General features: G+C 71.5%; 23 protein-coding genes and 1 tRNA gene. 9 read left to right on the forward strand and 15 right to left on the reverse strand.

Going from position 1 to position 23,177, the window contains the following annotated elements; genetic code table 11:
* Window positions 1–161 precede the first annotated feature (161 nt).
* Entirely contained in the window at window positions 162–1,466 is a 1,305-nt protein-coding gene (locus LCE31_RS16960; RefSeq protein ID WP_225015117.1) for an extracellular solute-binding protein, read from the reverse strand.
* Between the two features lie 316 nt (window positions 1,467–1,782).
* Here LCE31_RS16960 and LCE31_RS16965 point away from each other — a divergent pair, with 316 nt between their 5' ends.
* The 3 genes from LCE31_RS16965 (at window position 1,783) to pspAB (ending at window position 4,816) form a co-directional block, all read left to right on the forward strand.
* Window positions 1,783–2,982: a LacI family DNA-binding transcriptional regulator gene (locus LCE31_RS16965; RefSeq protein ID WP_225015118.1), complete on the forward strand. Its 1,200-nt coding sequence runs from the start codon at window positions 1,783–1,785 to the stop codon at window positions 2,980–2,982.
* A gap of 115 nt (window positions 2,983–3,097) precedes the next feature.
* The gene (gene htpX, locus LCE31_RS16970; RefSeq protein WP_225015119.1) at window positions 3,098–4,003 is read left to right on the forward strand and encodes a zinc metalloprotease HtpX; all 906 of its coding nucleotides are present in this window, start codon (window positions 3,098–3,100) and stop codon (window positions 4,001–4,003) included.
* 228 nt (window positions 4,004–4,231) lie between these two features.
* Entirely contained in the window at window positions 4,232–4,816 is a 585-nt protein-coding gene (pspAB, locus tag LCE31_RS16975; protein ID WP_225015120.1) for a PspA-associated protein PspAB, read from the forward strand.
* Between the two features lie 38 nt (window positions 4,817–4,854).
* Here pspAB and LCE31_RS16980 read toward each other — a convergent pair whose 3' ends face one another.
* Window positions 4,855–5,424: a TetR/AcrR family transcriptional regulator gene (locus LCE31_RS16980; RefSeq protein WP_225015121.1), complete on the reverse strand. Its 570-nt coding sequence runs from the start codon at window positions 5,422–5,424 to the stop codon at window positions 4,855–4,857.
* 79 nt (window positions 5,425–5,503) lie between these two features.
* Between LCE31_RS16980 and LCE31_RS16985 the strand changes: the two genes are divergently transcribed.
* Window positions 5,504–6,001 (forward strand): FBP domain-containing protein, encoded by a 498-nt coding sequence (locus LCE31_RS16985; RefSeq protein WP_225015122.1) that lies wholly within the window; start codon window positions 5,504–5,506, stop codon window positions 5,999–6,001.
* 66 nt (window positions 6,002–6,067) lie between these two features.
* Here the strand turns inward: LCE31_RS16985 and LCE31_RS16990 are convergent, their stop codons facing one another.
* From LCE31_RS16990 to LCE31_RS17015, 6 genes are all read right to left on the reverse strand, one after another.
* Complete coding sequence (locus tag LCE31_RS16990; RefSeq protein WP_225015123.1) at window positions 6,068–6,919, reverse strand: alpha/beta fold hydrolase; 852 nt, start codon at window positions 6,917–6,919, stop codon at window positions 6,068–6,070.
* 245 nt (window positions 6,920–7,164) lie between these two features.
* Window positions 7,165–7,788 (reverse strand): TetR/AcrR family transcriptional regulator, encoded by a 624-nt coding sequence (locus LCE31_RS16995; protein ID WP_225015124.1) that lies wholly within the window; start codon window positions 7,786–7,788, stop codon window positions 7,165–7,167.
* Window positions 7,789–7,883: 95 nt separating this feature from the next.
* Window positions 7,884–8,996, reverse strand: a complete 1,113-nt coding sequence (locus tag LCE31_RS17000; protein ID WP_225015125.1) for an FAD-dependent monooxygenase — start codon at window positions 8,994–8,996, stop codon at window positions 7,884–7,886.
* 233 nt (window positions 8,997–9,229) lie between these two features.
* A tRNA-OTHER gene (locus LCE31_RS17005) sits at window positions 9,230–9,304 on the reverse strand.
* Between the two features lie 12 nt (window positions 9,305–9,316).
* Window positions 9,317–9,778 (reverse strand): MarR family winged helix-turn-helix transcriptional regulator, encoded by a 462-nt coding sequence (locus LCE31_RS17010; RefSeq protein WP_225015126.1) that lies wholly within the window; start codon window positions 9,776–9,778, stop codon window positions 9,317–9,319.
* Window positions 9,779–9,902: 124 nt separating this feature from the next.
* A complete protein-coding gene (locus tag LCE31_RS17015) occupies window positions 9,903–10,352 on the reverse strand; it encodes a VOC family protein (protein WP_225015127.1) in 450 nt (149 codons plus the stop codon).
* Window positions 10,353–10,383: 31 nt separating this feature from the next.
* On the opposite strand from LCE31_RS17015, the gene LCE31_RS17020 reads away from it, so the two are divergent.
* Window positions 10,384–11,007, forward strand: a complete 624-nt coding sequence (locus LCE31_RS17020) for a TetR/AcrR family transcriptional regulator (RefSeq protein WP_225015128.1) — start codon at window positions 10,384–10,386, stop codon at window positions 11,005–11,007.
* 197 nt (window positions 11,008–11,204) lie between these two features.
* Here the strand turns inward: LCE31_RS17020 and LCE31_RS17025 are convergent, their stop codons facing one another.
* The gene (locus tag LCE31_RS17025; RefSeq protein WP_225015129.1) at window positions 11,205–12,017 is read right to left on the reverse strand and encodes an IclR family transcriptional regulator; all 813 of its coding nucleotides are present in this window, start codon (window positions 12,015–12,017) and stop codon (window positions 11,205–11,207) included.
* A 231-nt stretch (window positions 12,018–12,248) separates the two neighbouring features.
* Here LCE31_RS17025 and ispH point away from each other — a divergent pair, with 231 nt between their 5' ends.
* From ispH to LCE31_RS17045, 4 genes are all read left to right on the forward strand, one after another.
* Window positions 12,249–13,247: a 4-hydroxy-3-methylbut-2-enyl diphosphate reductase gene (ispH, locus tag LCE31_RS17030; protein WP_225015130.1), complete on the forward strand. Its 999-nt coding sequence runs from the start codon at window positions 12,249–12,251 to the stop codon at window positions 13,245–13,247.
* Window positions 13,244–15,082 (forward strand): 1-deoxy-D-xylulose-5-phosphate synthase, encoded by a 1,839-nt coding sequence (locus LCE31_RS17035; RefSeq protein ID WP_225015131.1) that lies wholly within the window; start codon window positions 13,244–13,246, stop codon window positions 15,080–15,082. Before ispH ends, LCE31_RS17035 begins: the two co-directional genes overlap by 4 nt.
* The gene (gene ispG, locus LCE31_RS17040; RefSeq protein WP_225015132.1) at window positions 15,079–16,230 is read left to right on the forward strand and encodes a flavodoxin-dependent (E)-4-hydroxy-3-methylbut-2-enyl-diphosphate synthase; all 1,152 of its coding nucleotides are present in this window, start codon (window positions 15,079–15,081) and stop codon (window positions 16,228–16,230) included. The genes LCE31_RS17035 and ispG overlap by 4 nt, the downstream gene beginning before the upstream one ends.
* Before the next feature lie 381 nt (window positions 16,231–16,611).
* On the forward strand, window positions 16,612–17,250 hold the full coding sequence (locus LCE31_RS17045; RefSeq protein ID WP_225015133.1) for a helix-turn-helix transcriptional regulator: 639 nt from the start codon (window positions 16,612–16,614) through the stop codon (window positions 17,248–17,250).
* On the opposite strand, the gene LCE31_RS17050 is transcribed toward LCE31_RS17045, so the two are convergent.
* From LCE31_RS17050 to LCE31_RS17075, 6 genes are all read right to left on the reverse strand, one after another.
* Window positions 17,230–18,036: a transmembrane-type terpene cyclase gene (locus LCE31_RS17050; RefSeq protein WP_225015134.1), complete on the reverse strand. Its 807-nt coding sequence runs from the start codon at window positions 18,034–18,036 to the stop codon at window positions 17,230–17,232. The two genes, LCE31_RS17045 and LCE31_RS17050, sit on opposite strands and share 21 nt — an antisense overlap.
* A gap of 109 nt (window positions 18,037–18,145) precedes the next feature.
* On the reverse strand, window positions 18,146–19,342 hold the full coding sequence (locus LCE31_RS17055) for a hypothetical protein (RefSeq protein ID WP_225015135.1): 1,197 nt from the start codon (window positions 19,340–19,342) through the stop codon (window positions 18,146–18,148).
* A gap of 2 nt (window positions 19,343–19,344) precedes the next feature.
* Window positions 19,345–19,794: a limonene-1,2-epoxide hydrolase family protein gene (locus LCE31_RS17060; protein WP_225015136.1), complete on the reverse strand. Its 450-nt coding sequence runs from the start codon at window positions 19,792–19,794 to the stop codon at window positions 19,345–19,347.
* Window positions 19,791–21,584: an FAD-dependent monooxygenase gene (locus LCE31_RS17065; RefSeq protein ID WP_225015137.1), complete on the reverse strand. Its 1,794-nt coding sequence runs from the start codon at window positions 21,582–21,584 to the stop codon at window positions 19,791–19,793. Before LCE31_RS17065 ends, LCE31_RS17060 begins: the two co-directional genes overlap by 4 nt.
* 97 nt (window positions 21,585–21,681) lie before the next feature.
* Window positions 21,682–21,903: a ferredoxin gene (locus LCE31_RS17070; RefSeq protein ID WP_374118486.1), complete on the reverse strand. Its 222-nt coding sequence runs from the start codon at window positions 21,901–21,903 to the stop codon at window positions 21,682–21,684.
* Between the two features lie 20 nt (window positions 21,904–21,923).
* A complete protein-coding gene (locus LCE31_RS17075; protein ID WP_225015138.1) occupies window positions 21,924–23,114 on the reverse strand; it encodes a cytochrome P450 in 1,191 nt (396 codons plus the stop codon).
* Window positions 23,115–23,177 lie beyond the last annotated feature (63 nt).

Here is a 23,177-nt window from a genome sequence, read left to right on the forward strand (position 1 = left end):
CACGGGGCCTTCCTGAGGGTTGTGGTCCGGTTTTTGGGGGAATTGGGGGTTGTGGCCGCCCCGCCCGCCCACACCGCGCACGCTTGCGCGCCGCCGGTCGCGCTGGGCGGGCTCGGCGGGCCTGGCGGTGGGGCTGGTCATGGTGGGTGGCGCTCCCGCTCTCAGCTCTGCTTCAGCAGCTGGTCGCAGGACTTCACGGCGGCGTCGAGCGCGGCCCGCGGGGACTCCTTGCCCTGGAGGGCCTTGGCGACCTCGTTGCCCAGCTCGGTCTTCATCTGGTCGCTGAACACCACGGGCGTGTAATTCACCGCGTTCTTAAGGGACTTGGCCGCAGCCACCCGTACGCGCGCGGTGTCGGTGCCGTCCTGCCGGGTGAAGTACGGGTCGTCGAGGGTGCCCGCCGTGCTCGGGAAGATCGCGGCCTTCTTCGCGAACGACAGCTGGTTCTGCGAGTCGGTCACGAAGTGCGCGAAGGCGATGGACGTGGCCTTCTGCTTGGTGTTCGCGTTCACCATCAGGCCCATCACGTACATGTTGACCTTGCCGGTGCTGGTGATCTGGTCCGTGATGCCGATGTTCTTGTAGAGCGTCGGCGCCTGGGTCTTGAAGTGGCCCAGGTCGAGTGCGCTGCCCGGATTCATCGCGACGGCCTGGGTGAGGAACTTCTGCCCGGCCGAGTCGGGGGTGGCGGTGAGCGCCTGCGGGTCGAGCGCGTGCGCCTTGTAGAGCTTCACGTACTGCGTCAGCAGGTCGACACCCTTGGCGTCGTTGAAGCTGAAGCCGTCGCCCTCGCTGTTCATGATCTGGACGCCGTAGCGGCCGAAGTCCTCGATCGTCGGCACGTTGGAGAGCGTGGCGATCTTGCCGTGGCTGTTCTTCGAGATGGCCAGCGCGTCGCTGAACAGCTGGCTGTACGTGGTCGGCGGCTTGGCCGGGTCCAGGCCCGCCTTCTTGAACAGGGCCTTGTTGTAGAACAGCGGGCCGGTGTTGAGATACCAGGGGAAGGCGAACGTGCCCTTCAGCCCGGGCACTTGGGTGCTCGCCCAGGCACCGGGCAGGTACTCCTTCCGGTACTTCGCGGCGGCCGGGTCGCTGTCCAGGTCGAGCGCGAGGCCCGCCTTGGCGAGCGGCGCGCCGAGGTCGGGGGAGACGTTGACGACGTCGGGCAGGGTCCCGCCGGAGGCGTCGGCGCTGAGCTTGTCCGCGTAGTTGTCGGCGGGCTGGTCGATCCATTTGACGTGCGTGCCGGGGTACTTCTTCTGGAAGTCGGCTATCAGCGTGTTGAAGTACGCCTTGTACGTGGTCTTCAGGTTCCAGGTCTGGAACGTGATCGCCCCGTCGATCTTGCCGGAGCCGGAGGCCGAGGACCCCCCGGAACCGCCGCCGCAGGCGCTCAGGGGGAGGAGGACGGCGACCGCCGCCGCGGCTACGGCCGCCTTCTTGGGGACTCTGCTGGAAAAGCGCACGGCAAATGGCTCCTTTGCTCAACCCGGGCGTGGCGCGGTGTCCGCCGGCCGGGCCCTGGCCCGGGGCGGTCGACTGCCGCGCAGCAGACCTTGCATGCCGTCCGGAGGAAATGTCAATGCATCTGCCGCGCGAGAACGGCAACAAAGGCTGAACGCGCAGGTCAGGTGCGTATGAGAAGCTCCGGTGATCAAGAACTAATGCGCTTTAGGTGCGGTCTCGACTCAAGCGCTTTAGTCCACAAAGCGCCATGGGTTACGCTGGCGCTCCGACCGTCACCGAGGGCCGTCATCCAGGGCCGTCATCGAGAGGGCAGGCATGCCGGTCAGACGTACGTCCGCACGTCGCCCGACGATGAAGGACATCGCGCAGCGTGCCGGAGTCTCGGAGAGCGCGGTGTCGTTCGCGCTCAACGACCGCCCGGGCGTCTCCGAGGTCACCCGCGACCGGGTGCGCAGGGTCGCGGAGCAACTCGGCTGGCGGCCCAGCACCGCCGCCCGCCAGCTCTCCGGCGAGGGTTCCGCGACGGTGGGCCTGGTGTTGGCGCGCCCCGCCGACACACTGGGCGTCGACTCGTTCTTCCTCCAGCTGATCTCGGGCATCCAGGAGGGTCTCGCCGGCCGCCATCTCGGCCTGCTGTTCCAGGTGGTGGAGGACGTGGCCGACGAGTGCGAGGTGTACCGGCGGTGGTGGGCCGAGCGCAGGGTGGACGGTGTGCTGGTGGTCGACCCGCGCACGGACGACCCGCGTCCCGCCCTCCTCGCTGAACTCGGCCTGCCCGCCGTCATCATCGGCGGCGTGCCCGAGCGTGGGCGGAGTGGCGAAGAGGCGCCCGGCCGGGGGGAGTTCGGCGAAGAGCAGCCAGTCAGGGAGGGGCCCGGTAAGGAGGGGCCCGGCCGGGGGGACTCGGGCAAGATGGGGCCCGGCGAGGAGCGGCCCGGTCTGGAGGGCCCCGGTCTGGAGGGGCCCGACCTGTCCACGGTGTGGGCGGACGACGCGGGCGCGATGGCCGCCGTCGTGGACCGGCTCTACGCGCTGGGCCACCGGCACATCGTGCACATCGCGGGGCTGCCGGGCCTCGCGCACACCGAACGCCGCATCAGGACGCTGCGCGCCGAGGCCGAACGGCGCGGGCTCGCCGGAGTGCGGTCGCTGACCACGGACTACTCGGACACGGAGGGCGCGGCCGCGGTCCGCAGTGTGCTCCGCTCACCTGACCCGCCCACGGCGCTCGTGTGCGACAACGACGTGATGGCGGTGGCCGGCGTCGCCGCCGCGTCCGCGCTCGGCTTCTCCGTGCCCGCCGACGTCTCGATCGTGGCCTGGGAGGACTCGGCGCTGTGCCGGATGGTGCACCCCTGGCTCTCCGCCCTGACCCGCGACACCCTCGCCTTCGGCCGCACCGCCGCCACGGAGCTCCTGTCCCTGCTGGACGGCGCCCCCGCCCGTACGGTCCAGGTGCCGGTGCCCCGCCTCATCGAGCGGGAGTCCACGGGCCCGGCCAAGGGCAGCGCGTAGCACCGTTCCCGGCCCCCTCCCGTGGGCCCCGCGTCTTGGCCATCTCCCGCTTATCCCTTTTGTATCGAGAAAGGAGCAAGATGTAGGGGAGAGGCCCGACGGATGGAGGCGTGCGATGAAACAGACCCGCTACACGCAGGACCGCGGGCTGACCGCCCGCATGGTGACCTCCATGTTCCTGATCGGCCTGCTGTACGTGGTCCTCGTCGGTGTCCTGCTGGTGGTCCTGGGGAAGTTCTGGCCGGTCATCCTGATCCTCGCCGGAGCGCTGTTCGTCGCCCAGTTCTGGTTCAGCGACAAGATCGCCGCGTTCGGCATGGGTGCACGGGAAGTCACCCCGGAACAGGCGCCCGAGCTGCACGGCGCCGTCGACCGGATCTGCGCGCTGGCCGACATGCCCAAGCCCAGGGTGGCCATCGCCCGCAGCGACATCCCGAACGCCTTCGCCACCGGCCGCAGTGAGCGCAGCGCCCTGGTGTGCGCCACCACCGGCCTCCTGCGCCGACTGGAGCCGGAGGAGCTGGAGGGCGTCCTCGCGCACGAGATGTCGCACGTCGCGCACCGCGACGTCGCCGTGATGACCATCGCCTCCTTCCTCGGCGTACTCGCGGGCGTGATCACCCGGATCGCCCTGTTCAGCGGGCTGTCGCGCAGCGCGCGCAACGCCGGCCCCGCCGGCCTCGCGATCATGCTGATCCCGGTGGTCAGCGCGGTGGTGTACGTGATCGGCTTCCTGCTGACGCGGCTGCTCTCCCGCTACCGCGAGCTCTCCGCGGACCGCGCGGCGGCGCAGCTCACCGGCCGGCCCTCGGCGCTCGCCTCCGCGCTGACCAAGGTGAGCGGCCAGATGGCCCGAATCCCCACGCAGGACCTGCGCAGGGCTGAGCCCTACAACGCCTTCTACTTCGTGCCCGCGTTCGCCTCGAAGCAGAGCCTCGGCCGGCTGTTCGCCTCGCACCCGACACTGGAGCAGCGGCTCGAGCAGCTCGCCCGCATCTCGGCCGAGCTCGGCAGGCCCTGAGCGCGCCCATGGCCGCACGGCCCGGCGCCCGGCCGGCGCCGGCGGCCCCGGGGGGGGGGCGCCGGCGGTGGCCGGACCGGACGCGCGCGGTGCGCAGGTTCGGACCGCCGCAGGTTCAGGCCCCCGCAGGCTCAGGCCGCCGCAGGTTCAAGCCGCCGCAGGCTCAGGCCCCTCGCAGGTTCAGACCCCCGCAGATTTGGAACCCCCCCACAGGGAGGAGGTGGCCCGGTGGGCCTCCTCGACAGCATCCTCGGCCGGAGCAAGCCGGTCCGCCCCGACCTCGACCAGCTCTTCGCCGTCCCCTCCGCGGCGCTCACCCTCCAGGCCGGAGCCGGATACACGCCCACCGGCCTCGGCTCGGTGTGCTTCGCGGGTGTCGAGGGCGGCGGCTTCGCCCGCGTCAAGCAGGACGTACAGGAGCTGCTGGACGCGGACGAGGGCCCCGGCGGCCACCCGGTGGAGTTCAGCCAGGACTCGTACGGCTACACCTGGCTGCTGACGCGGCACGCGCCCGACGACACCGCCGGTCTGGTCAATGATCTGCATGCCGTCAACACGCTCCTCCAGGAAGGGGGGTTCGGACCGCAGCTGCTGTGCTCGCTGGTCGGTTTCCAGGACGCCGAGGATCGGCGGCTCGCGCTCGTCTATCTCTACAAGCGCGGCAGCTTCTACCCGTTCGCTCCCGTACCCGGCGGCTCGGACAAGCGCGACAACCAGCGGGAGTTGCAGGTCAGGGCGGTGCTCGGGAACGACCTGCGGGTCGAGCCCGATCTCGCCCGCTGGTTTCCTCTGTGGGGCGCGCCGGGCCTGTGACCGGCGCGGTACGCCGGTGGGGCGTACCGCGCGGCTCCTCAGGCCGGGGGCCGGTTGCGCAGGGCGAAGTCGAGGGTCGAGAGGAGCCAGTCCCAGGAGGCGTCCGACGCGCGCGGCGTGTGGCTGAAGCCGCCCGCGGTCTCCAGGCTCACATAGCCGTGGAACGCGCTGTGCAGGAAGCGCACCGCGTCGGTCTGGGCGGGCTCCGGCAGGTCGTAGCCGCGCAGGATCGCCCGCGTCATCTCGGCGTGCCGGGGAGCGGCGCTGCCCGCGGCCGTCTGCGTGTCGAGCTCGAACTGGGCGGCGGCGTACCGGCCGGGATACGTCGTGGCGTAGTCGCGGTAGGCGTTGGCGAACGCGACCAGCGCGTCCTTGCCCGCCCGCCCTGCCAGCGCGGCCGCGGCGGAGTCCGCCATCTCCTCCAGGGCCAGCAGCGCGACCCGAGCCTTGAGGTCCCGGGCGTTGCGGATGTGCGCGTACAGGCTCGGGTCCTTGACGCCGAGCCTGCGGGCGACCGCGGAGACGGTCAGGTTGGCGAAGCCGTCTTCGTCCGCCAGCTCCGCCGCGGTCCTGGTGAGGCGTTCGAGGGTGATGCCCGTGCGCGCCATAGGGTCTCCGGTCTCCTCTCTCCGGCTAATAAAATAAAGCGTTTGCCTAGACATATTAGGCCAGCTAGCCTCCCTCTCCATGCGACCCCTTACCGAGACCGAGATCCGCGCGTCCTTCGTCAACTGCTCCAAGGGGGAGGTCAAGCGCATGCACGTCCCCCACGACCTGGAGGAGTATCCCTGGGACGACCTGGACTTCCTCGGCTGGCGCGATCCGGGTGCCCCCGACCGCGCCTGCCTGGTCACCGAGTACGACGGACGGCTGCTGGGCCTCGCCCTGCGGTCGGCGAGCGCCGCCGCGCGCGGATTCACGTCCCGCAGCCTGTGTTCCGTGTGTGTGACGGCCCACACCGGTGGCGGAGTGGTGCTCATGAGCGCGCGCCGCACCGGCGAGGCCGGCCGCCAGGGCAACACGGTCGGGAAGTACCTGTGCGGCGACCTCGCGTGCTCGCTCTACGTGCGCGGCAAGCGGCAGACAGCGGCGGGCAGGGGCCTGGACGAGACCCTCTCCCTGGACGCGAAGATCAGCCGGATCAGGACCAACCTGACGGCGTTCGTCGAGCGGGTCACCGCCTGACCGGTGGGCCTGTGGACCGGCGCCCGGGACGCACACCGGGCCGCGGTCCGGCCGTGGCCCGCGGCTTCACACCGGGCCGTGCCCGTCGAGGAACGCCGCCGTGGCCGCCACGAACGCGGTGGGGTCGTCGAGCCACGGATAGTGTGCGGCCCCGGCCTGTACGAGCAGCTCGGCGTGCGGAAAGAGACCGGCGTACTCCTCCATCGTGCGCGGCGGGGCGCTCAGGTCGGCCTCGCCGGCGAGCACGAGCACCGGCCGCCCGAACCGGGCGAGCGCATCGCTGGTGGCGGCAGGGGTGAAGGCGCCGGGGGCGCCGAAGGCGGCCACGGTCTCCGCGTTTGTCCACTCCTTGACAGCGGCCTGGTGACGTACCGCCTCCTCGTCCCAACGGCCGTACGAGAAGGGCGCGATGGCCGACCAGCTGCCCTTGGTGGCGTGGCCCGCCACGATCTCCTCCATGGCGGCGAACGCCGCGGGGAACCATGCCTCGTCCCTGCGGAGCCGTGCCGTCTCGCGCCGGAGGTCCCCGGTGATCGTGAGACCGACCGCTCTGACACTCGGCGCGATCAGCGCCAGCCTGCGCACGCGTTCCGGGTGGCGTACCGCGTACTGCACGGCCGTGTTGGCGCCCGCGGAGTGCCCCAGCAGGTCGATCCGGTCCAGGCCGAGATGGACGCGCAGGGCCTCCACGTCGTCGACGAGCCGGTCGCAGCGGTACGTGGCGAGGTCGGACGGTGACGCCGAGCCGCCGGTGCCCCGCAGGTCGAGCCGGATCAGCCGCCGGTGCGCGGAGAGGCCACCGAGGTCGCCGAGGTACGCGGAGTCCGTCGGCCCACCGGGCAGGCAGACGACGGGTTCGCCGTCGCCGAGGACGTGGTACGCGAGCCGGGTGCCGTCGTACGTGGAGAAGGCGGGCATGGGCGAGGTTCCTTTCACGCGCTGGGAGGTTCCTTTCACGTGCGTGGACGAGCGGACGGGCCTGCCGACGCTGACACACGACCGGCCTGCGCGCCCCAACCTGCCAGAACCCCCGCCGGGTTCGCCGCCGGTTCCGGGCTCATCACCCGGACGCACGCGGTTCGCGACGGCGCCACCGCGGTCCCGTCCGACGACGGCGTCCGCCCGGCCTCCGGTGTGCACCGCACTGTCCCGCGTGCACCGCGCTACCCGGCGTGCACCGCGTGAAGGCCCGCCAGAACGATGTCGACGATCCGCTCGGCGTCCGCGCGGCTGAAGGACCGCCGGCCCCGGCGGAGGAGGAGGTGCACCGGGCCGGACAGCATCTCGGTGAGGAAATGGACGTCCACCGGCGGGAGTTCGCCGCGTTCGAACGCCTTCTCCAGCCGCCGGTGCATGGTCGCCATCCGTCGTTCGTGCGCGGTCTCCACGATCGCGGTCACCTCTTCGTTCGCCGATGCCGACGCCGCGACGTGCGACAGCGCGCGGCCTCGCGGAGTGGACAGCGAGTCGGCGAGGGCCACGAGGAAGCCGGCCAGGTCCGCGCGGAGGTCGCCGGAGTCCTTCACCGCGATGGTGTCCGCGTCGAACGAGGACAGCGCCTCGACCGCCAGTTCGGCGTGATCGGGCCAGTTCCGGTAGACGGTGGTCTTGTTCACGCCGGCGAGTTCGGCGACTTCCTCGTAGCGGAACCTCTCGATGCCGTCCCTGGCGACGAGTTCGGTGGCCGCGGCCAGCATGCGTTCACGCAGGCGGGCGTTGCGTCCACCCGGCCGGCGGGCCGGCGTCGCGTTCCCGGCGTCTCCGCTCGCCCTGCTGTCGTCGGCCACCGTCACTCACCCCTGAAGACTCACTGCTCAGCGGCCGTCCCAGCACAGGGGGCGGCGCCGCGGGTCCGCCCCCTGTGCATGATGCCGCACCGCCCCTACCGCGCGGCCAGCAGCCGCGCGTTGCGCCGCTCGATGTCCTCCCACGTGGCGGGGACCATGAGATCGGCCCCGCCGTTCGCGGACTCCTGGGCCTTGTCCGAGTAGGGCCGCTGGCGCCGCTCGTACGTGGCGAACGCCGCCGTGTGGTCGCCGTCGTGGCGCGCGAGGGCCTCGGTCAGGAACCACGCCCCGGTCAGCGCGAGCGAGGTGCCGCGCCCGGCCATCGGAGTCGCGCAGTGCGCGGCGTCGCCGATGAGGACGACGCGCCCCCGGTGCCATGCCGGCATGTGGATCTGGGCGATGGCGTCGAAGTACAGCTCCGGGTCCGCCTGCGCCGCGGCCAGCAGTTGGGGAATCCTCCACTGCCGGTCCTCGCCGTAGAAGTCGGTGAGGACGCGCTTCTGCGCGGCCAGGTCGTGGTGGTCGTACTCGATCTTCCCCGAGCGGAAAGTGAAGATCGCGAGTGCCTGGTCCCGGTACCGGCCGATGCACGCCATCCGCCCCGGCAGGTTGAGGATGTGCACCGAGTGCGCCCCGCTGTCCGGGGCCGCCTCCGCGGGCATGGCGCCGATCGCGACGTACAGGCCGAGGTGCCGGGAGAACTCCCGCTCGGGGCCGAACACCAGCCGCCGCACGTTCGAGTGCGCCCCGTCCGCACCGACCACGAGGTCGTAGCGGCTCTCCCACCCCGATGCGAACCCGACGGTGACCTGGTCGCCGTCGTCGGTCAGAGTCCGCACGGAGTCCTCGAACCGCAACCGGGCCCCCTCCGGCAGGGCCTTCCGCAGCACGTGCATCAGGTCTTCGCGGGGGATCTCGATGTCGTCGTCGGAGTCGTTGGTCTCCGACATCGGCTGAGGAGCGACGACATCGCCGTTCTCGTCGACGAACTTCGCCCCCTCGGTCATCGTGATCGAACGCGCGACCACCTCGTCCAGCAGCCCCATCCGCTCGATCACCCCGACGGAGTCGCCCCGTATGTCGATGGGGGAACCGTTGGTCCGCAGATGCCCGGCGCGCTCGATGATCTCGACCGTGTGCCCGGCACGCGCCAGATCGATGCCCGCGCTCAGCCCGGCCACCCCTGCTCCACTCACCAGGACTCGCATCCCGGCCTCCTCTCCCTGCGTCCACGGTTTGCTGTCCGCCTCTGACTATAGCAATTTTTTGTTGCTTTAGTGGTGGGCACGGCCGGCGCGACCGTTGTGGCGTAGGACCGCCCGCGGCCATGGGTGCGGAGAGTCCGCGAGCGGCACGGTCGGGCGGACAGGCGGGCGCGACCGAAGGGCCCACAGGCCACTTGACCTGCGAAAACGTTGCAAACCTGACGTGACGTCAGCGACGCCCTCGGCAGGACTCGAACCTGCGGCCAAGCGCTGGGGGACGCCTGCTCTACTCGCTCAGCTGAGCAACCGGCTCAGGGGGCGACTCAGTCGCGGCGGTCCGCGGAGCTGGTGGGTCGCGTCAGTCGGGTGGCGAACTCCCTCATATGCGCGGCAAGTTCGGTGGGGTCTCGGCAGAAGGTGGCGATGCGGTCGGCCGACCAGCCGGCCGGCGGCTCCTGGACCATGGCATCGCCGATGTCGAAGAGCCGTCGCGCGGCCCTCCGCCCGGCGGGTGTGAGCGCCACGGCTGCGCCGCGCGCGTCGTCTCGGTCATCACGTCGGCACACCAGGCCGGCCTTCTCCAGCCGGTTCAGCATCTTGCTGGCATTGGAGCGGCCGGTGCCCAGTTCCTCGGCGAGGACGGACTGCCGGAGCGGTCCGCGGAAGCCCAGGTGCCGGAGCGGCTTGTAAGCCGGGACGTCGGAGTCGGGGTCCTCCGGTACCGCGAGTCCGATCACGACGCGCTCGAAGACGGGCATCGACCAGACCGCGCTGATCGCGCTCAACGGTCACCGGCAGGCTGTGCCGGACGGTCGCTCTCGCTGTTCTCCGGGATACCACTCGTACGGGTGCGACCACTTGAGCCGGAGTGTGAGCGCCGGACGGGGACCGGCGCCCTGCCTGCCCGGCTCAGCCGCCCCGGACTTCGATGAGTTCGATGAGGTTGTCCTCCGGGTCGTGGACGTAGGCGAACCGCATGCCGGCGGAGGCTCCGGGCGCGGGCTCGGAGACCGCCGCTGCCCCGCAGGTGCCGGTCAGCCGGGCGAAGGCTGCGTCCAGGTCCGGGACCTGGAGGGCGAGATGGCCGAAGGTGCGGTCGCCCGCGGCGGTCATGGGGTCGGAGTGGGACACCGGGCGGGACCCGCCGCGCTCGATCAGCTCGATGCGCAGGCCGTGCCCGTCGGACAGGACGGCAGTGCGTACGCGGCGGTCGGGGAGTTCGACGCGCTCCTCGACGCGGTTGAGGCCGAGGGCCTCGGCGTACCAGCGTTCCTGGGCCTCGAGGTCCGCGACGGAGAGGCTGACGTGGTGGAAGCGGGCGGTGGCGGGCGGCATGTGCACCTCCAAGGTTAATGTCATTTACCTAGTGAACAGTGTTAACCTTACGGCCGTGACTCCTCCTGTCAAGCGCCGCAGCGGCCAGCACCACGGTGACCTGCGGCGGGCTCTGGAGGAGGCGGCGCTGGAGCTGGTCGCCGAGCGCGGGCCCCTCGGGTTCACTCTGGCCGAGGCCAGCCGCAGGGCCGGTGTCAGCGTCGCGGCGCCCTACAAGCATTTCGCCGACCGTGAGGCCCTGCTCGCGGCCTTGGCCGAACGCGGCTACCGCGAGCAGCGCGAGCGCTTCGTCGCGGCCGTGGCCCGCTCCGAGGACCCGGTCGAGCGGCTGGCCGCGTTCGCCGCCACCTACGTCCGTTTCGCGGCGGAGGAGCGTGCCCTTTTCGACGTCGCTTTCTCCGCCGGGCTGGACAAGCCCGAGCACCCGGGCCTCGCCACCGCGGGCGAGGAACTGCTGGCGGCGCTCCTGCCGGCAGCGGCCGGACTGGTCCCTGACGAGGAAGAGGCCTACGACCTGCTGTTGCGCGTGGCATCCGCTGCTCACGGGATCGCCTTGTTCCTCCGGCAGGGTCTGTTCGGTGTCTCCGGACAAGCGGTGGAGGCCACCGCGGCCCGGGCGGCGCGTACCGCGCGGGACATCGCCGCCGGGGCGGTCGGCCGGTCCGATCCGGCGGGCTGACCCGACCCCCGCTCCTCGCGTGCCCCTCGCACCTGGTGCAGCGGACCGGGTCGACGCCTCCCTACCGCCGCATATCCTGCTCACGGAGATCCTCGTGCTCGCTGGAGCATGGGGGGACGGCGTGAACCGGGTCGAGCGCAAGACCTACCGGGCCTGTCGGCGAGGGCCGCCCGGCCGCGGCCGGGTGGGCGCGGCGCTCAGGTCGTGTCGGCGAGGCCCTGTTCTATGGCGGTCGCGGTGTTCAGGAGGGCCTGGCCCGCGTCGCGGAGGTCCGTGTTGTGCACGTTGTCGGCCACGACGACCGCGGCCACGGTGCCGGTTCTGCCGAGGCGGACAGGGGCGGCCAGTTCCACCAGACCGGGGACGTGCGCGCTGCGCGCGTACGAGAAGCCCGTACGGCGGATGCGTTCGAAGTCGCGCCGCAGCGAGTCCGCGCCGGCCGGCGTCAGGCCCGGGGCGGCGTCCTTCGCGCGGTCCCCGGGGTCTCCCATGGCCGTCGCGAGGAGGAGCCTGCCGGCCGCAGAGCAGTGGGCGGGGACGGGCTGCCGCAGAGCCATGGCGAGTCCGGTGTGCTCCCGGCCGTAGAGGGTGCCGACATGGCGCACGTTCGTGCCCGACAGCGTGCCGAGGCTGACGATCCTGCGGGTGCGCTGGAACAGTTCGATCAGGAACGGGGTGACGGCGTAGCCGAGCCGCTGGATTCTCGCGGGGGCGCCCGCGGCGGCCAACCGCAGCAACCCCGCGCCCAGTTCGTACGACTTGGACTCCATCCTCACGGTGAGGCCGAGGTCGGTCAGCACCTGGAGCATGCGGTGGAGCGACGACTTCGGCAGGTTGACCAGACGCGCCAGCTCCGACAGCGTCAGCGGGCGCGACGCCTCGGCCAGCGCCTCCAGGACGGTCAGCGCCTTGCGCAGGGGGGCGCCCGGCGGCCCGGGTTCCGCCCGGCCCCCGGCGTTCGTCCCGCCCGTCCCGGGGGATGGCTCCTGCAACCGCCGTCCGCCGTCCACCCTGATGCTCCTGTCGCCGAAGCGCACCGAAGCCCCATGGTCGCGGCGGGCCCGGCGCCCGCTCAAGATCGGCCGGGGGCGCTGTCCCGCGAAGCCTTTCGATCGGTCCCTTTGTGCCGGGCGGCGGACGGCCGCCGGCGGAAGGCGGCCGGTGGCGCGGGTCCAGGAACCGTTCCGGAAAGCAGAAACCTCCGTTGAGGGGGCGCGCGCGGAGTCCCTACTCTCCGGAACATGGCTGATGTACGGACAGACGAGCCGGTCCAGGACGGTGTTGCCCGCCGCATACTCCTGGCCGGTCCCCGGTCGTTCTGCGCGGGGGTCGAGCGGGCCATCGACATCGTGGAACGGGCGCTCACGACCCGCGGCGCCCCGGTCCACGTCCGCAAACAGATCGTGCACAACGTCCATGTCGTCGACGACCTCGCACGCCGCGGGGCCGTCTTCGTCGAGGAACTCGACGAGGTGCCGGACGGCGCGACCGTGGTGTTCTCGGCGCACGGCGTCTCACCCGCCGTGCGCGAGGAGGCGGCCCGCCGCAACCTCGACGTCATCGACGGTACGTGCCCCCTCGTCGCCAAGGTGCACGCCAAGGCGCGCCGCTACGCGGCCAGGGGCGACACGGTGGTGCTCATCGGGCACGCCGGGCACGAGGAGGTCGAGGGAACCCTCGGCGAGGCACCGGATTCGATGGTGCTCGTGTCCTCCGCCGAGGAGGTGGAGTCGGTCAACCGCGAGGGCGGACAGGTGTCGTACCTGACCCAGACGACCCTCGGCGTCGACGAGACGGCCGGTGTGGTCGACGCGCTGCGGGAGAGGTTCCCGCTGCTGCACGAGCCGGCCTCCGAGGACATCTGCTACGCGACCACCAACAGGCAGCACGCACTCGCCGCGATCGTGGCCGAGGCCGACCTCGTCCTGGTCATCGGGTCGGCCAACTCGTCCAACTCCGTCCGCCTGGTGGAGCTGGCGCGCCGTGAGGGCACCCGCGCCGAACTCATCGACGGCCCGGTGGACATCAGGCCCGAGTGGCTCGACGGCGTACGCACCGTCGGGCTCACCGCCGGTGCCTCCGCGCCTCCCGAACTGGTCACCGATGTGGTGACCGCACTGGGCGAGTACGGGCCCGTCACCGTCGAGGAACGCGAACTGACCAGGGAGACCGTGCGTTTCGACGTCCCCTCGGCGGCGCGCGCCGGCGCGCGGGGCCCGGCGGACGGCCGTACCCGGTGAGCGAGGACGGTCAGAAGGACCAAGAGGGAGCGCCCACCGTGCTGAGCCGCATCACAGGACCCGACCGGCTCAAGGAGCTGCGCCCGGACGAACTGCCCGAACTGGCCCGGGAGATCAGGGAGTTCCTGGTCGAGAAGGTCTCGGCAGCGGGCGGTCATCTGGGGCCGAACCTCGGCGTGGTGGAGCTGACCATCGCGCTGCACCGCGTGTTCGACTCGCCGGCCGACCGCATCGTCTTCGACACCGGCCACCAGGCCTACGTGCACAAGGTGATCACGGGCCGGCAGGCCGCCTTCTCCACACTGCGCGCGGCGGGCGGCCTCTCGGGCTACCCGATGCGCAAGGAGAGCCCGCACGACCACATCGAGAACTCGCACGCCTCCACGTCGCTGTCCTGGGCGGACGGTCTCGCCAAGGCGCAGCGGCTGCTGGGCGAGCGGGACCGCCGCGTGGTCGCGGTGGTCGGCGACGGGGCCCTGACCGGCGGCATGGCCTGGGAGGCCATGAACAACATCGGCCGGGGGGAGGGGCCGGTGGTGGTCGTCCTCAACGACAACGGCCGCTCCTACGACCCCACGGTCGGCGGCCTCGCCGAGCACCTGGCGGGCCTGCGCGAGGGTGCCCGGAAAGACGGCAACCTGTTCCGTGCCCTCGGTTTCACCTACCTGGGTCCGGTGGACGGCCATGACATCGCCGCCCTGGAGGACGCGTTCACCCGGGCCGCGGCCCTGGGCGCCCCGGTGGTGGTCCACTGCGTCACGCAGAAGGGCCGCGGCTACGCGCCCGCGGAGAACGACGAGGCCGACCGCATGCACGGCATCGGGGTGATCGACCCCGTCACCGGCCGGGCGCCGGGCGGCTCCTCGCCCAGCTGGACCGGCACGTTCGGCGGCGAACTGGAGCGGCTCGCCGCCGCGCGGCCGGACGTGGTGGCGCTGACGGCGGCGATGCTGAGGCCGGTGGGGCTGCACGCGTTCAGCCGCAGGTTCCCCGAGCGGGTCTTCGACGTGGGCATTGCGGAGCAGCACGCGGTGACCAGCGCCGCGGGGCTCGCCATGGGCGGACTGCACCCCGTGGTCTGCCTCTACGCGACCTTCCTCAACCGCGCCGTCGACCAGATCATGATGGACGTGGCCCTGCACCGGCTGCCCGTGACGTTCGTCCTCGACCGCGCGGGGGTCACAGGTCCCGACGGCCCGAGCCACCACGGCATGTGGGACCTGGCCCTGCTCGGGGCCGTGCCGGGGATGCGGGTCGCGGCGCCCCGGGACGCCACCCGGCTCGGGGAACTGCTCGGCGAGGCGCTCTCCGTCCAGGACGGGCCGACCGCGCTGCGCTTTCCCAAGGGGGCCGCGGGGCCCGACCTGCCGGCCCTCAGCCGTATGGGCGGCCTCGACATCCTGCACCGTACGCGGTCCAGGCCGCTCGACGTCCTGCTCGTCTCTGCGGGCACCCTCGCGGGCACCGCGGTCGAGGCGGCCGAGGCGCTGGCCGGTGAGGACATCGGGGTGACCGTGGTCGACCCGCGCTGGCTGCTGCCCGTCGACCCGGGCCTGGCCCATCTCGCCTCAAGGCACGGCGTGGTGCTCACCCTGGAGGACGGCATACGCTCCGGGGGGATGGGCGCCGCACTCGCGCAGGCCTGCTCCGAGGCCCGTATCCGTACGCCCGTGCACGTCCTCGGACTGCCCGACGAGTTCCTCGACCATGGCGACCGCGGGGCCATCCTCGCCGCCCACGGTCTCACCGCGCGGTCCGTCGCGGACACGGCGCTCGCTCTGCACGCCGCCTCGCGGACACCGCGCAGCTCCCGTCTCGAAAGGACCCCGTGGTGACCACGACCGCCCTCGGCATGCCGGAACTGCCCCCCGCCACCCTCGCCCAACGCCGCAAGACCCGCCAGTTGCAGGTGGGTTCCGTGGGGGTCGGCAGCGACCACCCGGTCTCCGTGCAGTCCATGACCACGACCGTCACGGCCGATGTCAACGCCACCCTCCAGCAGATCGCCGAACTCACCGCGGCGGGCTGCGACATCGTCCGCGTCGCCTGCCCGAGCGCCGACGACGCCGAGGCCCTGCCCGCCATCGCGCGGAAGTCCAAGATTCCGGTCATCGCCGACATCCACTTCCAGCCGAAGTACGTGTTCGCGGCCATCGAGGCCGGTTGTGCGGCAGTACGGGTCAACCCCGGCAACATCAAGAAGTTCGACGACCGGGTCGGCGAGATAGCGCGCGCGGCCAAGGACCACGGAACGCCCATCCGTATCGGGGTGAACGCCGGGTCTCTGGACGATCGCCTGATGCGGAAGTACGGCAGGGCGACGCCCGAGGCGCTGGCCGAATCCGCACTGTGGGAAGCTTCTCTCTTCGCGGAACACGACTTCCACGACCTAAAAATATCCGTCAAACACAACGATCCCGTCGTCATGATCAGGGCGTACGAGATCCTCGCGGAGCAGTGCGACTATCCGCTGCACCTGGGGGTCACCGAGGCCGGGCCCGCCTTCCAGGGCACCATCAAGTCCGCGGTGGCTTTCGGTGCCCTGCTGCGCCAGGGCATCGGCGACACCATCCGCGTCTCCCTCTCCGCCCCGCCGGTGGAGGAGGCCAAGGTGGGCGGGCAGATCCTCCAGTCGCTCAACCTGCGGCCCCGCAAGCTGGAGATCGTCTCCTGCCCGTCCTGCGGCCGGGCCCAGGTGGACGTCTACAAGCTGGCGGAAGAGGTCGTGGCCGGCCTGACCGGCATGGAGGTGCCGCTGCGCGTCGCCGTCATGGGCTGTGTCGTCAACGGCCCGGGCGAGGCACGCGAGGCGGACCTCGGCGTCGCCTCGGGCAATGGCAAGGGGCAGATATTCGTCAAGGGCGAGGTCATCAAGACCGTACCGGAATCCAGGATCGTGGAGACGCTCATCGAGGAGGCGATGAAGATCGCCGAGGAGATGGGCCCCGCCGCCGAAGGGAGCCCGACCGTCGTCACGGTCTGAATGAGGGATTCCCCTGAGCGGAACCGGAACAGCCCTGAATGGGCGAACTCCCCGAAGTCGGCCACAGTATGGTTCTTTCAGTTGCCCTCCCGGCTACGAAAGACCGATTGTGGCCCGTTTCGGGGAGTTTCTGACGTGATGGCGATATGTGAATTCGGGCCCCTCCACGGTGTGCACCCATCCGAAGACTCAGGGTGATTGCGCGAGTCGATTCCGGCCGACGGCCGCTGCCACCAGCCATGTCGGCCGTTGCTCAACCCGCAGGTAAATGGCAGGAAGAATCCGGGAGGCTGCGCAGTTTCTTTCGACCCGCAGCGATCAGGCATCGGCGCGGGAGCTGAACGGCACAGCCGGCATGCTGTGAATTCCTGGAGGTTCACTGTGACTGTCGACACCGTAAAGAAGAAAAACGTCGTCAAAACCCTGGTCCGTGCCCCCGATCCGCTGACCAGTACCGCGATCAGCAACCACCTCGGCGCCACACCGGACATCACGGTCGTCCCGGGCGGCCCGGTCGACGTCGCGGTGGTGGTCGCGGAGCGCATGACCGTCGAGGTGACGTCCTTGCTGCGGGGCATCAAGAGCGCCCTGCGGGCACCCGTGGTCCTGATCCCGTCCGAGATCGACCGCGCCGACCTGTTCACGGCGGTCGAGTGCAACGTCGTCGCGGTGCTGCCACGCTCGGCGGCGACCAGCGACCGGATAGAACGCGCGGTCCTGACCGCCGCGTCGGGCGGGGGCGTGCTCCCCTCGGAACTGCTCGGCGAACTCCTCCGTCAGGTCGAGCGGATGCAGCGCGAGGTCCTCTCGCCGCACGGACTGCACACCTCAGGGCTGACCCCCAGGGAGATCAGCGTTCTGAGGCTGATGTCGGAAGGCCTGGACACGGCGGAGATCGCCGTCGAGATGTGCCTGTCGGAGCGCGCCGTCAAGCGGATCATCTTCGGGATGACGCAGCGGCTGAACCTGCGCAACAGACCGCACGCGGTGGCGTACGCCTTACGGAGTGGCGTCATCTGACTGGGGCGCCTCGGTCACCTCGGTCACCTGGGGCACACGGACACGCGGCGCGCTCGCGCCCGGCGCGCCGGCGCGCGGCGTGCGAAACGCCCACGGGCGCCGCCCCTCCGCACGCATCGCCCTGTGCAGGAGCACCAGGTACGCGATGTCCAGCGCCACATAGGTCGGCACGAGGACCTGGAGCAGGTGGTGGTCGGGGTGGACGGCGAAGGCGGTCAGTCCGGCGAACAACGAACCCACCGCCTTGGCGACGGCGATGTACATGGACTGGCCCGCACTGGAGCCGCGCCGCTTGAGCATCAGGATGAACGAGGCGCTCAGCGGCACCTGGATGAACATCCCCGTGTACATCCCGTCGTCGTCGTGGAACTCGTTGGCGCCGACCATGACGATCACCGAGGCCCACACCAGCACGCCGGCGAGTGCCCAGCGGACCAGGCGGGGTGAGAGGTGCGGGTAGTCGCGCGGGCCGAGCCGCAGCGCCTGGTACAGCAGGACGGCGTCGAACAGGACCCACAGGAAGTTGATCTGCCGCTGCTGCGGCGTCTGTTCGAGCAGGAAGGTCAGGCTGAACTCCCACGCGAAGTCGACCGCGATGAGGAAGGCGGGAATGCCCACCCGTCCGTCCCGTGCCGCCTGCCTGATCGCCAGGACGTAGGTCACGATCCAGCCCACCACGGTCGGTCCCGCGACCAGGGCGAAGAGCCAGTCGGGGACATCGGCGGCCCCCACCGTGACCGGTGGGACGTGCGACAGCGGGAACAGGAAGGGCGGCAGCCAGGTCATGGGATTCCTTCACGGGACCGGACAGGCGGGAGAGGGGGGCAACCGGGGCGAGCCGGGCGGTGCGGTGCGGCGGTGGTGGGCGGTGCGGTGCGGTGGTGCGGTGGTGCGGTCAGAGGCTGGGCACGATGAGGTCGAGGCCGAAGAACGCACCGCCGTACAGCTCCTGGCCGATGCGGGGGTTGAGCATCGCGTGCCGCGCCGCCGTGTTGGCGTCGCGCCAGTACTGCTGGAGCGGGTTCGACTCCGCGAAGGCGGCGGCGCCGTGGGCCCACATCAGCTCGTCGAGCGCGACGGTGACCAGGTTGACCGCCTGGCCCACGTCGCCCCGTATCCGGCGCAGCTCGCTCTCCGGTACCTCGCACGCCGCCTCGGCGGCGGCGTCGAGCACACCGGCGGCCCGGTCGACGTGCAGTTCGGCCGCGTCGATCGTCAACGCCGTTCTGCCGAGCGCGGACACGAAGGCCGCCGACTCCGGCTGGCTCCTGAACCGGTGGCTGGGCGCGATGCCCCGGCCCGGGGCCTTGTCGACGACGAGGTCCCGCGCCGCCTGGCCGACACCGAGCACCACGGAGGCGCAGATGACAGCCATGGCCGCGATCGCCGCCGTCCTGAACAGCGGCGGCAGCGTGGTGTCCGTCGCGTTCTCACGGCCCCGCTGCACCTCGCCCGAGATCACCCGGTGCCCGGGCACGAACGCGTCGCGGAGCACGACGGTATGGCTGCCGGTGGCCCGCATCCCGACGGTGTGCCAGGTGTCCTCGATCGTCAGCTCCGACACGGGTACGAGGGCGGACAGCCCCCGCACCGGCTCGCCGTCGGGGCCCGTCTCCCGCGCCACCAGGATGGCCCAGTCGTCGTGGAGGACGCCGGTCGCGTACGGCCAGGCGCCGGAGAGCAGGTAGCCGCCGCCGGTCCGCACGGCGCTGCCCGAGCCGGCGAAGACCGACGCCAGCTTGGCACCGGGGTTCTCCCCGAAGACCTCGTCCTGTGCCGCGCCGGGGAACTTGGCGGCCAGCAGGTTCGAACCGTTGATGTTGTTGACCACCCACGAGGTGGACGGGCAGTAGTGCGAGAGGGCCTTGGCGACCTCGCTCAGGGTCCGTACGCCGGTCTCGATGCCGCCGTAGGCGCGCGCGGTCCACAGCCTGCTCAGCCGGGAGTCGTCGATCGCCCGCACCGTCGCGTCGGGCAGCCTGCGCTCACGCTCGCCCTCGGCGACTCCGTCTGCCAGGACCGGCCCGAACTTGTGGGCGGTGGCGACGAGTTCGGCACGCTGCTCGCTCGGGTCCGTTCGGTCGTTCGTCATGGTCACCACTCCGTGCGCTCGGTGATGAGATGGGTGGGGTCGAAGTAGTCCCGCCAGGCGCTGATCAGGCCGTTCCGCAACTCGAACGCGCCCATCACCCTCAGGTTGAGCGCGATGGGCGTGCCATCGGTGCGGAACATGCTCTCCATCCGCTCGACCAGGACGGTGGCCGTCGCCGTGTCCGCGGTTGTCGCTGTGGCCGCCGTCGTGGCTGTGGTCGTGGTCGTGGCCGTCGTCGTGGCCACGTGCCGGAAGCGGACGTCGAGCCTGGCGAAGTCGGCGGGCAGCAGCGCGCAGATCTCCGGCTTGCCACGGCAGACCGGCGAACCGGGGTTCTCCCACACGCAGTCGTCGGTCAGGAAGTCCTCCACCGCCGATCTGACGTGCTCGGGGGTCGGTCCCATCCGGGTCAGGAAGTCGTGGACGACGTGCTCGCCCCCGGTGCGGTTCACGCGCGATCCCCCGGTCCCTGGTCGGGCCGGCCGAGCACCCGGAGGAGGGCCGCCCGGAGGTCTAGGCCGGGGTGCGGCCCCGGGTGGCGGGCGCGCCAGGCGACATGCTGGTCGGGCCGCACCAGCACGGCGCCGTCGTCGTCGATGCCCCGCACGCGGGCCCAGGCCCCCTCGGCGTCCCGGTGGTCCCACGCGTCCTTCCCGCCGCCGACGGGCACCACGGTGAGCGCCACGCCGCACGCCTCGGCCGCCTTCTTGGCGGCCTCCGTCCACGCCTCGCCCGACGGCCCGGTCAGCAGGAGGAAACCGCCACGGTCACCGACGAGGTCGTGCGTGGACACCCGGGCGCCGCCGTGCCGCAGCCACGCGTGCGGCAGCCGGTGCCCGGGCCGCGTGCACGGGTGGTACACCGCGCCCATCGGGTCGCGGGGCGGCGGCGGGGAGCCGTCGGACAGCACGGCGTCCGACGTGTAGCTGTGGCCGAGCTCGATGTCGTGCGCCTGATACTCGATCCGCTGCGTGTGGAACACCTCGCGCACCACCGCGCGCCGGGTCTCGCCCATCGGCGTGTCCGAGAGCAGTTCGCGCAGACTCTCCTCGGTGGCGGCCCGCTGCCCGTGCGCGATGCCGAGGCCGGCGAAGAGCACGCCGTAGTTGAGCAGGCAGCGCATGGCCCAGCCGACGTTGCGCCGTGCCGTGGGCAGCCGCTCCGCCTCGTACGTGTCGAGCAGTGCCTCACCCGCCCGGCCCGCGAGTACGGCCCCGAGCTTCCAGGCGAGGTTGTGCACGTCCTGGATCGCCGTGTTGAGGCCGCCGCCCGCCGCGGGCGGCTGGCGGTGCGCGGCGTCACCGGCGAGGAAGACCCGGCCGGCCCGGAACGCCCGTGCCACGACGGCCTCGGGCCGGTACTCGCTCACGTGGTGCACGCGCACGTCCACGTCATCGGGCAGCTTCAGCAGCTCCCGCACCCTGGCGGTGACCACCTCCGTGCCCAGATCGCCCGCCGAGGTCTTCGGCGGCACCCGGAAGTGCAGCGCCCACTCCCGGGATGCCCGGCCCCACTCGGGTCCCGACGTGACGAGTACCGACACCTCGCCGTCGGTGCCGAAGATGTGGGTCATCAGCAGCGAGTCCGACCACCAGCGGGACAGGTCGGCGCTGAAGTGCACGGAGATGATGGTGAATCCGCCGCCCGCGCCGTCCATCGGTATGCCGAGCGCCGCGCCGACGCTCCGGCCGCCGTCCGCGCCCAGAAGGTACCGCGCGCGTACGGTCCTCACCTCGCCGGTGGACCGGTCGGTCACCCGCGCGGTGACGCCCTCGTCGTCCTGCGTGAACTCCTCCATCGCATGGTGGAAGAGCAGGTCTCCGGGGGCGCGCCGCTCGGCGTGCCCGCGCAGCAGCGGTTCGAGCCGGTGCTGCGGCAGGTTGGTCGGGGGGCCCGTGCTGTCGGCCGCGTAGGGCCCCGCGGTGCTGCCACCGCCGAACGCCTCCATCCGGTGGAGTTCCCGGGCGTCCACGGGGCCGTCGCCGCCGAGCGAGGTGCGCCAGGCGACCTCGCTCATGTGGGCGGTCGGCGTGCTGACGCGGTAGACGTCGTCGGCGATGCCGTGCTGCCGGAAGAGCTCCATGGTGCGCTGGTTGAGGTAGTGCGCCCTGGGCAGGACCGACGTCGACTCGCGGCGCTCCACCAGCAGGTGGCGCACGCCCAGGTCGGAGAGGAACACCGACGCGGCGAGCCCGCAGCCGCCACCGCCGACGACGAGAACGGGCACTTCTACGTCGGACACTGCTCTCCCTGGTGTGTTGTCACGTGATCTGATGTCCGGTGACCTGGTGTCCCGTGGTGTGCCGCCCGGCGATTCGTCCGGCCCTTCCGCCGGCCGGTCACGCGTCATCGGCGGACACCGTCTCGTGCAGGGTGATCGACGCCGTCGGGCACCGCAGTTCGGCGTCCCTGACCCGCCCGTGCTCGCCCCCGGGCGGGGCCGGGTCGAGCAGGACCACCCTGCCGTCCTCGTCGTTCTGGTCGAACACGGCCGGGGCGTATGCGGCGCAGTTCCCGATCGCGCGGCACCGGCCCTCGTCGACCTCGATTCTCAGGGCCATCTCTCCCTCTCCTTCCCGCGTCACCAGGTGACGGGCAGGGAGTTCACACCGAAGACCAGCGCGTTGGTCCGGTAGTCGAGCTTCTCCTGCGGAACGGCCGTGCGCAGCGTCGGGAAGCGGGTGAACAGCGCGGGCAGCGCCACCCGCAGCTCCATGCGCGCGAGCTGCTGGCCGAGGCACTGGTGCGGACCGAAGCCGAAGGTCAGGTGCCGCAGCGGCGGCCTCCGCACGTCCAGGCGGTCCAGGTCCGCGGCGCCGTCCTCCGACGGGTCGGACGACGTGATGGCCCGGTTGGCGGCCAGCACCGACGCCACAACGCGCTCTCCCTCCCCGATCTCCTGGTCGCGTACGCAGATGGTCCCGGACGCCTGCCGCGGCAGGATGGTGGCCGGGGCCGTGTACCGCAGCAGTTCCTCGACGGCACTGTCGGTCGCGGAGGGGTCGTCGCGCATGATCTCCAGCTGATCGGGGTGCTGGAGCAGCAGGGCGATGGAGGCCGAGAGGGTGCTGGCGATCGTCTCGTGCCCGGCGATGAGCAGCATGTTGCCGATGCCCGCCAGTTCGCTGTCGCTCAGCTGGTCGCCGAAGTCGCGCACCACGCGCCCCAGTACGTTGTCGCCCGGCGCCTCCCTGTGGCGCGCCACGAGCCCGGCCATGTAGGCCTCCATCTCGGCGGCCTTCTCCATCTGCACCTCACGGCTCACGTCGAAGTCGAGCGCGGCGGCGGTACGGCGCTGGAACTCCTCGCGGTCGGTGTAGGGGACGCCGAGCAGTTCGCAGATGACGAGCGTGGGGATGGGGGCGCAGAAGACCGGTACCAGATCGGCGCCCGGGCCCTCCTCCGCCACCGCGTCGAGCGCCGACGCCACGACGCGCTCGATGCTCGGCCGCAGCTCCCTGGCCCGCTTGGTGGTGAACGAGCCGGTGAGCATGTGCCGCAGCCGCGTGTGCTCGGCGCCGTCGTAGCTCAGCAGGTTGCCCGCCTGGTACGGCATGGCGCCGCCCATCCGGAGGCGGCTGTCCGCGAGAACGCTCTTGACGTCGTCGTACCGTGCGACGACCACCGCGTCGAACTCGCCGAGCAGCGGGCTCGGCACCTTGACCCTGCGCAGCTCGTCGTCCTTCTGCGCGTCGTACAGCTCGGCGGTGGGCGCGAACGGGCACGTGTCGGCCCGCCCCCCGATCGGAAGGGAGTGGGGCTCGGTGGTCATGGGATCGCCTCTCTGGTGCAAGCGGAGAACAACGGGAAGTGGGGGGCGGAAAAGCGGGGGGAG

This window comes from Streptomyces sp. 8L, assembly GCF_020176795.1.
Taxonomy (GTDB): domain Bacteria; phylum Actinomycetota; class Actinomycetes; order Streptomycetales; family Streptomycetaceae; genus Streptomyces.

Bases quoted from the DNA above. Each gene is read 5' to 3' on its own strand.
- LCE31_RS17000 (WP_225015125.1), bottom strand. From the start codon at position 8,996: ATGCGAGTCCTGGTGAGTGGAGCAGGGGTGGCCGGGCTGAGCGCGGGC.
- LCE31_RS16980 (WP_225015121.1), bottom strand. From the start codon at position 5,424: ATGGCGCGCACGGGCATCACCCTCGAACGCCTCACCAGGACCGCGGCG.
- LCE31_RS17075 (WP_225015138.1), bottom strand. From the start codon at position 23,114: ATGACCACCGAGCCCCACTCCCTTCCGATCGGGGGGCGGGCCGACACG.
- LCE31_RS16990 (WP_225015123.1), bottom strand. From the start codon at position 6,919: ATGCCCGCCTTCTCCACGTACGACGGCACCCGGCTCGCGTACCACGTC.
- ispH (WP_225015130.1), top strand. From the start codon at position 12,249: ATGGCTGATGTACGGACAGACGAGCCGGTCCAGGACGGTGTTGCCCGC.
- LCE31_RS17050 (WP_225015134.1), bottom strand. From the start codon at position 18,036: ATGACCTGGCTGCCGCCCTTCCTGTTCCCGCTGTCGCACGTCCCACCG.
- LCE31_RS16965 (WP_225015118.1), top strand. From the start codon at position 1,783: ATGCCGGTCAGACGTACGTCCGCACGTCGCCCGACGATGAAGGACATC.
- LCE31_RS17070 (WP_374118486.1), bottom strand. From the start codon at position 21,903: ATGGCCCTGAGAATCGAGGTCGACGAGGGCCGGTGCCGCGCGATCGGG.
- LCE31_RS17015 (WP_225015127.1), bottom strand. From the start codon at position 10,352: ATGACATTAACCTTGGAGGTGCACATGCCGCCCGCCACCGCCCGCTTC.
- LCE31_RS17055 (WP_225015135.1), bottom strand. From the start codon at position 19,342: ATGACGAACGACCGAACGGACCCGAGCGAGCAGCGTGCCGAACTCGTC.
- LCE31_RS16985 (WP_225015122.1), top strand. From the start codon at position 5,504: ATGCGACCCCTTACCGAGACCGAGATCCGCGCGTCCTTCGTCAACTGC.
- htpX (WP_225015119.1), top strand. From the start codon at position 3,098: ATGAAACAGACCCGCTACACGCAGGACCGCGGGCTGACCGCCCGCATG.